At 67.7% G+C, this 14,003-nt stretch carries 8 protein-coding genes; 6 read left to right on the top strand and 2 right to left on the bottom strand.

Annotated elements, in window-relative coordinates:
• Positions 1–29: 29 nt before the first annotated feature.
• The 6 genes from AC1G9L_RS13310 to AC1G9L_RS13285 all read left to right on the top strand — a co-directional run bounded on the left by AC1G9L_RS13310 (position 30) and on the right by AC1G9L_RS13285 (position 11,159).
• Entirely contained in the window at positions 30–3,002 is a 2,973-nt protein-coding gene (locus tag AC1G9L_RS13310) for a TonB-dependent receptor domain-containing protein (RefSeq protein ID WP_019799345.1), read from the top strand.
• Between the two features lie 131 nt (positions 3,003–3,133).
• Positions 3,134–4,723, top strand: coding sequence for a glucoamylase family protein (locus AC1G9L_RS13305; protein WP_481069287.1), 1,590 nt, complete (start codon positions 3,134–3,136; stop codon positions 4,721–4,723).
• Between the two features lie 11 nt (positions 4,724–4,734).
• Entirely contained in the window at positions 4,735–6,030 is a 1,296-nt protein-coding gene (locus AC1G9L_RS13300; protein ID WP_481069286.1) for a sugar ABC transporter substrate-binding protein, read from the top strand.
• Positions 6,027–6,908: a carbohydrate ABC transporter permease gene (locus AC1G9L_RS13295; protein WP_010342668.1), complete on the top strand. Its 882-nt coding sequence runs from the start codon at positions 6,027–6,029 to the stop codon at positions 6,906–6,908. Before AC1G9L_RS13300 ends, AC1G9L_RS13295 begins: the two co-directional genes overlap by 4 nt.
• Entirely contained in the window at positions 6,905–7,741 is an 837-nt protein-coding gene (locus AC1G9L_RS13290; protein WP_010342667.1) for a carbohydrate ABC transporter permease, read from the top strand. The genes AC1G9L_RS13295 and AC1G9L_RS13290 overlap by 4 nt, the downstream gene beginning before the upstream one ends.
• A 301-nt stretch (positions 7,742–8,042) precedes the next feature.
• A complete protein-coding gene (locus AC1G9L_RS13285) occupies positions 8,043–11,159 on the top strand; it encodes a discoidin domain-containing protein (protein WP_481071132.1) in 3,117 nt (1,038 codons plus the stop codon).
• Between the two features lie 115 nt (positions 11,160–11,274).
• Here AC1G9L_RS13285 and AC1G9L_RS13280 read toward each other — a convergent pair whose 3' ends face one another.
• Positions 11,275–11,955 carry a bifunctional 4-hydroxy-2-oxoglutarate aldolase/2-dehydro-3-deoxy-phosphogluconate aldolase gene (locus AC1G9L_RS13280; RefSeq protein WP_010342665.1) on the bottom strand — a complete coding sequence of 227 codons (681 nt, stop codon included), beginning with the start codon at positions 11,953–11,955 and terminating at the stop codon, positions 11,275–11,277.
• A gap of 72 nt (positions 11,956–12,027) precedes the next feature.
• Positions 12,028–13,944: a phosphogluconate dehydratase gene (gene edd, locus AC1G9L_RS13275; protein ID WP_481069285.1), complete on the bottom strand. Its 1,917-nt coding sequence runs from the start codon at positions 13,942–13,944 to the stop codon at positions 12,028–12,030.
• Positions 13,945–14,003: the final 59 nt, after the last annotated feature.

Raw genomic sequence — 14,003 nt, 5'->3', positions numbered from 1 at the left:
ATCACGTCTTCCTGGAGGGAAAACCCCACATGCAACACACCCCGCACTCCGCCCGGCCCACGCGCAAGCTGTTGAGCTGCGCCCTCGCCAGTTGCCTGCTGTTGGGCGCCGCGCCGGCCTTCGCGCAAAGCACCGGCGCCACCATCCGCGGCCAGGTCAAGGTCGATTCGGCGCCGGCCGCGTCCGCGCAGGTCACCGCCACCAACCTGGCCACCGGTCTGAGCCGCAGCGTGCAGGCCAACAACGGCGTGTACTCGGTCGGCGGTCTGCCGCCGGGCTCCTATCGCATCGACGTCACCGCCGACGGCAAGACCACCTCGCAGAACGTCACCGTGCAGGTCGGCCAGACCGCCACCCTGGATCTGGGCGTGGGCGGCGAAGCGGCCACCGCCAACGGGCAGGGCGCGACCACGCTCGACGCGGTGCAGGTGCAGGCGCCGCCGGTGCTGGTGGAAACCCGCACCTCGGAGAACGCCACCTATATTTCCAACGTGCAGATCGAGAAGCTGCCGCAGGCCACGCGCAACTTCCTGGAGCTGGCCGACAGCGTGCCGAGCGTGCAGTTCCAGCGCGACGCCAAGGGCAACACCACGGTGCGCTCCGGCGCGACCTCGGCCAACGGCACCAACGTCTACATCGACGGCATCAGCCAGAAGAACTACGTGCTGACCGGCGGCGTCAGCGGCCAGGATTCCAGTCGCGGCAACCCGTTCCCGCAGTCGGCCATCGGCGAGTACAAGGTCATCACCTCCAACTACAAGGCCGAGTTCGACCAGGTCAGCAGCGCGGCGATCGTGGCCTCGACCAAGTCTGGCACCAACGATTTCCACGGCAGCTTCTTCTGGGATACGACCAACGACGACTGGCGCGCCGAAAGCCCGCTGGAGCGCAAGGCCGGCCAGCGCGACGACTTCTCCGAGACCCAGTACGGCGCCACCTTCAGCGGCCCGATCCTCAAGGACCGCGCGCACTTCTTCGTGGCCTACGAGGCCAAGGAATACACCACGCCGAACACGGTGATCCCGGGCGGCATCTACGCCGACCGCGTCGACCAGTTGCCGGCGCAGCTGCAGCCGCTGGTCGCCACCTACAGCACCCCGTTCAAGGAAGACCTGTACTTCGGCAAGATCGACTGGACCCTGGGCGACAACAACCTGTTCGAACTGACCGGCAAGTACCGCAAGGAAGACGAGCTGTCGGACATCGGTGAAACCACCACCTACCAGCACGGCAGCAGCAACGGGCAGAAGGAAAAGCGCGCCAACCTGCGCTGGCAATACAGCGGCGAGGCCTTCCTCAACGACCTGAACCTGAGCTACGAAAGCGCGTTCTGGACCCAGACCCCGCTCAACGACGGCAACGGCTACGTGCTGTCCTACGTGCCGCAGGCCGGCAACGAGACCACCATCCTCAGCGCCGGCGCCGGCAGCAGCTTCCAGAACAAGGGCCAGAAGGGCTGGACCCTGCAGGACGACCTGACCCTCAACAGCCTCGAGTGGCACGGCAGCCACACCATCAAGATGGGTGTGAAGTACAAGGACATCCAGCTCGATTCGACCCAGATCAATCCGGCCAATCCGCAGTACTACTACAACATCCTCAGCGACGTCGACACGCCGTACCGGGTGCGCTTCGGCGACACCGGCGACGGCGGCTCGGTGCAGTCGCAGAACAAGCAGTACGGCATCTACCTGCAGGACGACTGGGAGGTCAACGAGCACCTGACCCTGAACCTGGGCGTGCGCTACGACTACGAGAAGACCCCATCGTTCCTCGACTTCGTCACCCCGGCCGACGTCGCCAGCGCGCTGCTGAACTGGCGCAATCTGGACAACGCCAACTACGACATCGCCAACTACATCAGCACCGGCAACAACCGCAAGGCGTTCAAGGACGCCTGGCAGCCGCGCCTGGGCTTCTCCTACGACCTGTTCGGCGACCAGGCGCACGTGATCTACGGCGGTGCCGGTCGCGCCTATGACCGCAACCTGTTCGACTACCTGGCGCTGGAGCAGCTCAACAACAACTTCCGCTCCTACAGCTACTACTTCAGCAGCGCCAACACGCCGTGCCTCGGCCAGCCGTGCGTGGCCTGGGACCCGAGCTATGCGACCCAGGCCGGTCTGAACGGGCTGGCCGCCTCCACCACAGCCGGCACCGGCGGCGGCCGCGAGGTGTACCTGATCGACAACAACATCAAGGTGCCGTACTCCGACCAGTTCAGCCTGGGCATGCGCAACATGCTGCATTTCTGGGGCAACGACTGGTACACGGACGTGACCCTGAGCCACATCGTCAGCGAGGACGGTTTCGTGTTCCTGCGCGGCAACCGCCGTGCCGACGGTTCGTTCTTCCTGCCCGGCACCACCTCCGGCGTGCCCACCGACTCGCCCAACGGCTACAGCGCGATCGTGCTCGGCACCAACGGCCTGAAGACGCGCAACAACCAGCTGGCGCTGAAGCTGGACAAGCCCTACGACAAGGAATCGGGTTGGGGCCTGACCGTGGCCTATACCTTCTCCGACGCGAAGGAGAACCGTCAGTACGGCGAGCATTACGCGCTGGATCAGCCGTCGATGGCCGGCTACGGCTGGCGTGAGGCCGGCGGCATTCCGAAGAACCGCCTGGTGGTCACCGGCATCTACGACCTGCCGTACGACATCACCCTGTCGGCCAAGCTGTCGCTGGCCAGCCAGACCCCGCGCTACGGCACCAACTGCCTGGCGGGCAATGACCAGTGCTATATCATCCAGTACAAGCCGGACGCCACGCTGGGCTACAAGGAATTCAGCCTGGCGGCGAACAAGGAATGGGACACCGGGTCGGGCATCAAGTTCAATGTGCGCGCCGATGTCATCAACCTGTTCAACTGGACCAACTACGCGGACTACAACACCGATACCGGCACCTATGCCGACCTGAATACGGCGTTTGGCTCGCCGAGCGGCGTGCTGGCCTCGCCGATGCGGACGTTCAAGCTGTCGTTCGGCTTGAACTGGTAAGCAAGGTCGCCGCGGCTCCCCTCGGACGGGGGCCGCGGCGATGCGAAAGTGGGTTATTTTTTTGTGGGCGTGTAAACGATTTCACGGGGGGCGGGATGAAGAAGCAGCGCAGTTTCATCAGGTTTTCGTTGATGCTGATGGCAGCAGGGGTGCTGCTGACGGCGTGCAAGAAGACCGACGAGGAGCCGAAGGCGGTGGAGAAGAAGCCGGTCAAGGTCATCCTGGTCGAGGCCGAGTTGCCGCCGAAACTGCTGAAGCCGGAACTGCCCCCGCTGTTCGAGGACATCGAACGCCGCACCTTCCAGTTCTTCTGGGACACCACCAACGAGCAGAACGGCATGGCGGTGGACCGCTATCCGTCGCGGCCGTTCGCCTCCATCGCCTCGATCGGCTTCGCCCTGACCGTGTATCCGATCGGTTATGAAAACGGCTGGATCAGCCGCGAGCAGGCGGTGCAGCGCACCCTGACCACGCTGCGCTTCCTGCGCGACGTGCCGGTCGGCCCGCAGCGCACCGGCCGCGCCGGCTACAAGGGCTTCTATTACCACTTCCTGGACATGCAGAAGGGGCTGCGCTACGACCAGTGGGTGGAATTGTCGACCATCGATACCGCGCTGCTGATGATGGGCGTGCTGTTCGCCCAGTCCTACTACGACGGCGACACCGCCGACGAGAAGGAGATCCGCCAGATCGCCGACACCCTGTACCGGCGGGTGGACTGGCCGTGGATGCAGCAGCGCAAGCCGCTGATCACGATGGGCTGGTATCCCGAGCGCGGCTTCATCCAGCACGACTGGATGGGCTACAACGAAGGCATGATGGTGTATCTGCTGGCGTTGGGTTCGCCCACCCATCCGATCGAGCCGGACGCGTGGCAGGAATGGACCCGCACCTACAACAAGGACTGGGGCGTGTACTACGGCCAGGAGTACCTGGCGTTCGGTCCGCTGTTCGCGCACCAGTACAACCACGTCTGGATCGACTTCCGCGACATCCAGGACCAGTACATGCGCGAGCATGGCATCGACTACTTCCTCAACAGCCGCCGCGCCACGCTGGCGCAGCGCGAGTACGCCATCGACAATCCGATGAAGTGGAAGGAGTACGGCGAGAATGTCTGGGGCCTGACCGCCAGCGACGGTCCGCAGAACACCACCCAGGAGTACCGCGGCGAGCAGCGCCAGTTCTTCCACTACCGCACCCGCGGCGCCGGCCTGTTCGAGGCCTTCGACGACGGCACCATCGCGCCGACCGCGGCGGTGTCCTCGATCGTGTTCGCGCCGGAGGTGGTGATTCCGGCGACCCAGGAAATGCACAAGCGCTTCGGCGACTTCCTGTATTCGAGCTACGGCTTCCTGGATTCGTTCAACCCCAGCTTCAACTACGATATTCCGCTCAAGACCGGCCGCATGATTCCCAACCGCGGCTGGGTGGCCGGCGACTATATCGGCATCGACCAGGGTGCGATCGTCACCATGATCGCCAACTACCGCAACGAGTTCGTCTGGAACGTGATGAAGAAGAACAAGTACCTGCGCACCGGGCTGGAGCGCGCCGGCTTCACCGGCGGCTGGCTGACCCCGGAGGGCGAGGCCCAGCCGCTGCCCAAGAAGGACGAGCAGGCGGCCAATGCACGTGCGCTGGGCATCGCCGAGTCGCGTGCCGCCGTCGCCGAGGCGCAGTCCAACCCAGCCCAGCGCCAGCCGCAGCAACCGGAATGAGCACAGCACGCATGATCGGTCGTTGGCTTTCGCTGGGTGTGCTGATGTTGGTTGTGTGCGGCTGCGCACGCGCGCCGCAGGGCGAGGTGGTGCGGTTCTGGGCGATGGGCCGCGAGGCCGAGGTGGTGGCCGAGCTGATCCCGCAGTTCGAGAAGGAGAATCCCGGCATCCACGTGGACATCCAGAACATTCCGTGGACCGCCGCGCACGAGAAGCTGCTCACCGCCTTCGCCGCCGACGGCCTGCCGGACGTGTGCCAGTTGGGCAACACCTGGATCCCGGAGTTCGCCGAACTGGGCACGCTGCAGCCGCTGCAGCCCTACGTCGACCGCTCCAAGGTGGTCGATCCGAAGGACTACTTCCCGGGCATCTGGGACACCAGCGTCATCGATGGCCACCTCTACGGCATCCCCTGGTACGTGGACACGCGCCTGCTGTTCTATCGCAAGGACATGCTGCGCGACGCCGGGGTGACCAAGCTGCCGCAGACCTGGGCCGAGTGGGAGCAGGCGATGGCGGCGGTGAAAAAGCATGTCGGGCCGAAGCGCTACGCCATCCTGATGCCGCTCAACGAGTTCGAGCAGCAGTTGTCGCTGGGCCTGCAGATGCCCGATCCGCTGCTGCGCGACCACGACAACTACGGCAACTTCAACAGCCCCGGCTTCCGCAAGGCGCTGGCGTTCTACGCCAACATGTTCGACCAGGGCTGGGCGCCGAAGATGTCGGAGACGCAGATCTCCAACGTCTGGGACGAGTTCTTCAACGGGTTCTACGCGTTCTACATCTCCGGCCCGTGGAATATCCGCGAGTTCCGCAAGGTGCAGCCGGCCGCGCTCAAGGACCAGTGGGGCACGATGCCGCTGCCCGGCCCGGACGGCCCCGGCGCCGGCATCGCCGGCGGCACCAGCCTGGTGATCTTCCGCAAGTCCGAGCACAAGGACGCGGCCTGGAAGCTGATCGAGTTCCTGTCGCGGCCGCAGATCCAGGCGCGCTTCCACGCGCTGATCGGCGACATGCCGCCGCGGCGCAGCACCTGGGCGTATCCGTCGCTGGCCGAGGATCCGCTGGCGCATGCGTTCCGCGATCAGCTGGAACGGGTCAAGCCCGCACCGAAGGTGCTGGAGTGGGAGCGCATCGTGCAGGAGATGCGGCTGGCCACCGAGCGCGTGGTGCGTGGCGGTGAGCCGCAGGAGAAGGCGATGCGGGAACTGGACAAGCGCGTCGACGAGATCCTGGAGAAACGCCGCTGGATCCACCAGCAGCATCGCGAAGACACGGCGGCGCCGGCCGCGGGAGCGGCGCCATGAAGCGCGGTTCCCTGATCGGCTGGCTGTTCGCCGGCCCGGCGCTGATCGTGATCGGCGTGTTCTTCGGCCTGCCGGTGCTGTCTGCGCTGGCGCTGAGCGTCACCGACTTCGACCTGTATTCGCTGGCCGACCGCCACAATCTGCGCTTCGTCGGCTTCGGCAACTACATCGAGTTGCTGCAGACGCCGATGTTCTGGAAGTCGCTGTGGAACACCACGTACTTCGTGATCGTCGGCGTGCCGCTGTCGATCGGCGCTTCGCTGGGCGCGGCGCTGCTGCTGAACGCGCCGGTGGCACGCTTCAAGGCGCTGTTCCGCACCGCGCTGTTCGCGCCGGTGGTGACCACGCTGGTGGCGGTGGCGGTGATCTGGCGCTACCTGTTCCACACCAGCTACGGCCTGGTCAACTACGGCCTGGCGCACCTGGGCATCGGCCCGATCGACTGGCTCGGCGACCCGCACTGGGCGATGCCGACCATCATGCTGTTCGCGGTGTGGAAGAACTTCGGCTACAACATGGTGATCTTCCTCGCCGGCCTGCAGGCGATCCCGCAGGACCTATACGAGGCCGCGCGCATCGACGGTGCCTCGAAGTGGCGGCAGTTCCTGCACATCACCCTGCCGATGCTGGGGCCGGTGCTGCTGGTGGTCGGGGTGATCACCGTGTCCGGCTACTTCCAGTTGTTCGCCGAACCCTATGTGATGACCCGTGGCGACCCGCTGCAAAGCACGGTCAGCGTGCTGTATTACATGTTCGAGGAAGGCTTCAAGTGGTGGAACCTCGGCCGCGCCTCGGCGGTGGCGTTCCTGCTGTTCCTGATCATCCTGGGAGTGACGACGGTGATGCTGCGCTTCGGCCGCAAGAGGGACCTGGTATGAGCCGGGAGATCGGCGCCTCGCGCTGGAACACGCTGCTGGTCAACGGCGGGCTGCTGCTGCTCGCCGTGATCAGCCTGGCGCCGCTGTTGTGGATGGTGTCGGTGTCGTTCATGCCGGCGGGGCAGGCCAGCCGCTTCCCGCCGCCGATGCTGCCCACCGGCGCCACCCTGGCCAACTACGGCGAGCTGTTCTCGCGCACCGGCATGGCCCGCAACTTCGCCAACAGCCTGCTGGTGTCGTGCGCGATCACCTTCGGCTCGCTGCTGATCAACACCATGGCCGGCTATGCCTTCGCCAAGCTGCGCTTCGTCGGCAAGGAACGGATCTTCCAGATCCTGCTGGCGGCGCTGGTGATTCCGGCGCAGGTGGCGATGCTGCCGCTGTTCCTGCTGATGAAGCAACTGCACCTGGTCAACAACTTCGGCGGCGTGGTCGTGCCGGCGCTGGCGACGGTGTTCGGCATCTTCCTGGTGCGCCAGTACGCGCGGTCGATCCCGGACGAGCTGCTGGAGGCCGCGCGCATCGACGGTGCCGGCGAGCTGCGGATCTTCTTCCAGATCGTGCTGCCGATGCTCAAGCCGGTGCTGGTGACGCTGACCATCTTCACCTTCATGGCCGCGTGGAACGACTTCATGTGGCCGCTGATCGTGCTGACCGACCAGGAGCACTACACCTTGCCGGTGGCGCTGGCGGCGCTGTCGCGCGAGCACATCATGGACGTGGAGATGATGATGGCCGGTGCGGTGGTCACGGTGATCCCGGTGCTGGCGCTGTTCCTGGCGCTGCAGCGCTACTACATCCAGGGCCTGCTGCTGGGTAGTGTGAAGGGGTGAGGCGCAACGCTTGCGCGCCACTGGCGCGCGTTGCGCCGAACGCCCGGCCATGGATGGTCGGGCCGGACGTTCCGGTGTCGGAGAGACACGCCATGGATGGGTATCATCGAGCGTCGTAGGCGCAAACCGTACCGAACGCGTGGCCTTGGGCGCACGCCTGTAGGAGCGGCTTCAGCCGCGACAGTGGCACGGGATACTCCATCGGGGCCGACGCCCCTCGACAGAAGCAGATACGACGAACGCAACGGGGAACACGATGAGGGACGGGATGGCGACGACGTACGCACGCGCGATGCTGGCGATGCTGGGACTGGCGGCCGCCCAGGCGGTCGCTGCGCCGCCGACCTCCACGGTGACGCTGGACAGTTTCAACGATCTGGACAAGTGGCAGATCGTCGTCTCCAACCAGGTCACCGCCTCGACCCGGCTGGTGCAGGCGCCCAGCGGCGGCCGCGCCAAGGCGCTGTGCCTGGACTACGACTTCAACGGCGTGTCCGGCTACGCCGGGATCCGCCGCAGCGTGCCGATCGACTACCCGGACAACTACCAGTTCGCGTTCCAGCTGCGCGGCGAGTCGCCGAGCAACGACCTGCAGTTCAAGCTGACCGACGCCAGCGGCGACAACGTGTGGTGGGTCAACCGTCCGCGCTACGACTTCCCCACGCAGTGGAGCACGGTCACCTACAAGAAGCGGCAGATCGACAAGGCCTGGGGGCCGAGCCCGGAGAAGGAGCTGACCCGCAGCGCGCAGATCGAGTTCACCATCTACAACCAGGTCGGCGGCGCCGGCACGGTGTGCTTCGACCAGCTGACCCTGACCCCGTTGCCGCCGCAGGACACCTCGCCGCTGACGGTCAAGGTCAGCGCCGATACCGCGCCGGCGCTGGAGCAGCGCATCGCCGACGGCAAGCCGGACACGGTCTGGTACAGCGGCAACGCCAAGAACCAGACGATCATGCTGGACCTGGGCAAGGTGCGCGAGTTCGGCGGCGCCAAGGTGCAGTGGGCGCCGGGCGTGTACGCCTCGCGCTACACCGTGCAGGGCTCGGCCGACGGCCGTAGCTGGCGCGAGTTGCGCACCGTGACCGCCGGCAACGGCGGCACCGACTGGCTGGCGCTGCCGGAGACCGAGGCGCGCTACGTGCGCTTCGATCTGCAGGACGGCCCCAGCTTCCGCTACGGCATCGCCGACATTGCGTTGCAGCCGCTGGCTTTCGCCGCGACCCAGAACGACTTCATCAAGTCGGTGGCGGCGCAGTCCACCCGTGGCTGGTTCCCGCGCGGTTTCAGCGGCGAGCAGCCGTACTGGACCATCGTCGGCCTGGACGGCGGCCGCGAGCAGGGCCTGGTCGGCGAGGATGGCGCGATCGAGGTGGGCAAGGGCGGCTTCAGCATCGAGCCGTTCCTGCTGCTGGACGGCAAGCGCTTGAGCTGGGCCGACGTCAAGACCGCGCAGAGTCTGCAGGACGACTACCTGCCGATTCCCAGCGTGGACTGGAGCCACGACAACGCCGCGCTGCGCGTGACCGCGTTCGTGCAGGGCGAGCCGGATCAGGCGCAACTGGTGGCGCGCTACCGGCTCAGCAATCCGAGCAAGCAGCCGCACGACTACACCCTGGCGCTGGCGGTGCGTCCGTTCCAGGTCAATCCGCCCAGCCAGTTCCTCAACACCGTCGGCGGGGTCAGCCCGATCCGCTCGCTCGCCTTCGCCGGGACACAGGTGCAGGTCAACGGCCAGCCGCGGGTGTTCGCGGTGCAGAAGCCGGATGCCGCCTACGCCACCGCGTTCGATGCCGGCATCGATGTCGAACGGCTGAGCACCGACGCCAGCGGCCTGCCGCAGCAGGCGCAGGATCCGGACGGATTGGCCTCCGGCGCCTTGCTGTACCGCGGGCGGCTGGCCCCGGGCGAGGTGCGCGAGGTGGCGCTGGTGATCCCGCAGACCGGCAACGCCGCGCTGCCAGCCGGGTTCGATGCGGCACGCGCGCAGCAGCAGGTCGCCGCGCAGTGGCACGAGAAGCTGGACCGCGTGCAGTTGCATGTGCCGGCGCAGGGCAAGGCGGTCACCGACACGCTGCGCACCGCGCTGGCGCACATGCTGATCTCGCGGATCGGCCCGCGCCTGCAGCCGGGCACGCGCTCGTACTCGCGCAGCTGGATCCGCGACGGCGCGATGATTTCCGAAGGCCTGCTGCGGCTGGGCCGCGCCGACGTGGTCCGCGAATACGTGGAATGGTACGCGCCGTACCAGTTCGCCAATGGCATGGTGCCGTGCTGCGTGGACGACCGCGGCAGCGACCCGGTGCCGGAGAACGACAGCCATGGCGAACTGATCTACAGCGTCGCCGATTACTACCGCTACAGCGGCGACCGCGCCTTCCTGGAACAGATGTGGCCGCACGTCCTCGGTGCGTACACCTACATGGAGCAGTTGCGGCTGAGCGAGCGCACCGACGAGAACCGCGCCCGCAATGCGGCCTTCTACGGGATGATGCCGGTGTCGATCAGCCACGAGGGCTATTCGGCCAAGCCGATGCACTCGTACTGGGACAACTTCTGGGCGCTGCGCGGCTACAAGGATGCGGTGAGCATCGCCGCCGAACTCGGCCGCATCGACGATGCCGCGCGCTTCGCCGCCTCGCGCGACCAGTTCCGCCAGGACCTGTACGCCTCGCTGGACGCGGCCACCCAGCAGCACCACATCAATTTCCTGCCGGGCTCGGCGGAACTGGGCGATTTCGATCCGACCTCGACCACCATCGCGCTGGCGCCGGGCGGCGAGCAGGGCCGGTTGCCGCAGGCGCTGCTCGACAACACCTTCGAGCGCTACTGGAGCGAATTCGTCGGCCGCCGCGACGGCACCCGCGAGTGGAAGGATTACACCCCCTACGAGTGGCGCAACGTGTCCGCGTTCGTGCGCCTGGGCTGGCGCGAGCGCGCGTGGGAGGCCACGCAGTTCTTCTTCAAGGACCGCACGCCGCAGGCGTGGAACCAGTGGGCCGAGGTGGTCTCGCGCACGCCGCGCAAACCGTTCTTCCTCGGCGACCTGCCGCATGCCTGGGTCGCCTCGGACTTCGTGCGCTCGGTGCTGGACATGTTCGCCTACGCCCGCGACGTCGACGACAGCCTGGTGCTGGCCGCCGGCATCCCCGCCGACTGGCTCGACGGCAAGGGCGTGGCGATCGAGCAATTGCGCACCCCGCAGGGCCCGCTGAGCTATCAGCTGCGGCGGCAGAAGAACCGCCTGCTGCTGAACATCCCCGAGGGCCTGCGCATGCCCAGCGGCGGCCTGGTGCTGCCGTGGCCATACCCGGGCGAACCGGGCCGCACCCTGGTCAACGGCGAAACCGCGCAGTGGGAGCACGGCGAACTGCGCATCCACGCGTTGCCGGCGGATGTGCAGATTGAGGTGCGTTGAGGTCGGGAATCGGGAGTGGGGAATCGGGAATCGCAACAGCAAAAGAAAAGCGCCGGCATGCCGGCGCTTTTTTTGCTTCTGGAGTCCTGAGCTGTGAGAGCCGAGGTTCGGGCTTTTACCGATTCCCGATTCCCGACTCCCGATTCCCGGCTTCACGCACGATCGCGGCCGCCTTCGCCGAGCTCTCGCGCACCTTGTCCCAGGCGCCGTCGGCCAGCCAGTCCTTGGGCACCATCCACGAGCCGCCGATGCAGACCACGTTGGGCTGGGCCAGGTACTCGGCGGCGGTGCTTTCGCCGATGCCGCCGGTGGGGCACAGCTTGAGCTCGGCCAGGGGGCCGGCCAGGCCCTTGAGCATCGCCAGGCCGCCGACGGCGGAGGCGGGGAACAGCTTGCAGACGCGGAAGCCGCGTTCCATCAGCGCCAGCAGCTCGCTGGGGGTGGCCGCGCCCGGCACCACCGGCAGCGGCGCCTGCGCCAGGGCATCGGCCAGGGTCGGGGTGGTGCCCGGGGTGACGATGAAGTCGGCGCCGGCGTCGATCGACTGCTGCAACTGGGTGGCGTTGAGCACGGTGCCGGCGCCGATCACGATGTCCGGCAGTTCGCGCTTGAGCATCGCCAGCGCTTCCATCGCCACCGGCGTGCGCAGGGTCAGTTCGATCGCCGGCAGGCCGCCTTCCAGCAGCGCGGCCGAGACGCGGCGCGCTTCTTCCAGGGTGTGGACGGTGACGACGGGCAGGATGCCGGCCGCGCGCAGCAGCTGTTCGGCCTTGGTCTGGTGTTCGGCGATGGTCATGGGCGTCTCGGTTGCGAAGGGGGGCGAGGCCCCGGCCGCGCACGGCCGGGGCAGGGTGAGGCAGGCGGCGGCTCAGGCGTCCTTGGATTCGTGCGGCGCGGCGGCGGCCTCGGCATCGCGGCCCAGGTCGTACTCGGCGTCGTAGTTCCACAGGTCGCCGTCGGCGGCCGGCGGGCCGCAGGAGATCGACAGCGCGCCCTGGTCGGCGGGACCGACCATGCGGCGGTTGAGCCCGAACAGGTTGCGGCCCAGGTCGTGCGCGGCCGGCGCGGTGTTCGGCGCCAGCGGGCGCGCGGCCCACTCGGCGGCGTCCACCAGCACTTCCAGGGTGCCGGCCTCGCCGTCCAGGCGCACGATGTCGCCTTCGCGCACGCGGGCGATCGGGCCGCCGCGCGCCGCTTCCGGGGTCACGTGGATGGCCGCGGGGAACTTGCCGGACGCACCGGACAGGCGCCCGTCGGTGACCAGCGCCACGCGCCGGCCCTGGTTCTGCAGCAGGCCCAGCAGCGGCGCCAGCGAATGCAGTTCCGGCATGCCGTTGGCCTGCGGGCCCTGGTAGCGCAGCACCACCACGAAGTCGTGCGGCAGCGCGCCGGCGGCGTGCAGCTTGTTCAGCGCCTGCGGCGCGTCGATCACCACGGCCGGCGCTTCGATGGTGCGGAACTGCGGCTTCACCGCCGACAGCTTGATCAGCGAGCGGCCGAGGTTGCCGCGCAGCAGGCGCAGGCCGCCCTGCGCCTCGAACGGGTTGGACGCCGGGCGCACCACCGCCTCGTCGGCGCTCTTGGCCGGGCTCGGCACGTAGCTCAGCTTGCCGTCCTGCAGGCACGGCTCGTCGCCGTAGGCGCGCATGCCGCCGGGTACGATGGTGGCCAGGTCGTCGTGCATCAGCCCGGCGTCCATCAGCTCGCGGAACACGAAGCCGATGCCACCGGCGGCGGCGAAGTGGTTCACGTCGGCCTCGCCGTTCGGATACACCCGCGCCAGCAGCGGCACCAGTTGCGACAGCGCGTCCAGGTCGTCCCAGGTCAGCACGATGCCGGCCGCGCGCGCCACCGCCAGCCAGTGGATGGTGTGGTTGGTGGAGCCGCCGGTGGCCATCAGCGCGACCACCGCGTTGACGATGGCGCGCTCGTCGATCAAGCGGCCCAGCGGACGGAAGTCGTTGCCCAGGGCGGTGATGCGCAGCGCGCGCTCGGTCGCCTGCTGGGTCAGCGCCTCGCGCAGCGGGGTGCCGGGGTTGACGAACGAGGCGCCCGGCAATTGCACGCCCATCGCTTCCAGCAGCACCTGGTTGGAGTTGGCGGTGCCGTAGAAGGTGCAGGTGCCGGGGGCGTGGTAGGACGCCGATTCGGCGGCCAGCAGTTCCTCGCGGGTGGCCTGGCCGGCGGCGTAGCGCTCGCGCACCTCGGCCTTCTGCTTGTTGGGGATGCCCGGGGTCATCGGCCCGGCCGGCACGAACACCGCCGGCAGGTGGCCGAAGGCCAGCGCGCCGATCAGCAGGCCCGGCACGATCTTGTCGCACACGCCCAGGTACAGGCTGGTGTCGAACATGTCGTGGCTGAGGCCGATCGCGGTGGCCTGGGCGATCACGTCGCGCGAGAACAGCGACAGCTCCATGCCCGGCCGGCCCTGGGTCACGCCGTCGCACATCGCCGGCACGCCGCCGGCCACCTGCGCGGTGGCGCCGAGCGCGCGCGCGGTGCTGCGGATGATCTCCGGGTAGTGCTCGAACGGCTGGTGCGCCGAGAGCATGTCGTTGTAGGCGGTGATGATGCCGAGGTTGGGGGTGGTCCCACCTTCCAGCCGGCTTTTGTCGGTGGGGCCGCAGGCGGCGAAGCCGTGGGCGAGGTTGCCGCAGCTCAGGCGGCTACGGAACGGACCGTCGCGCAGCGCGGCGTCGATGCCGGCCAGGTAGGCACGCCGCGACGGCGCACTGCGCTGGCGGATGCGTTCGGTGATCGCGTGGAGGGTCGGATGCAGGCTCATTGGCGGACGTGGCTATGAAGGGGGGAATCGGGAAACGGGAATCGGGAATCGGAAGAGCG

Source organism: Xanthomonas sp. NCPPB 1132 (assembly GCF_056629235.1).
This window is presented reverse-complemented; position numbering and strand designations above follow the sequence as displayed.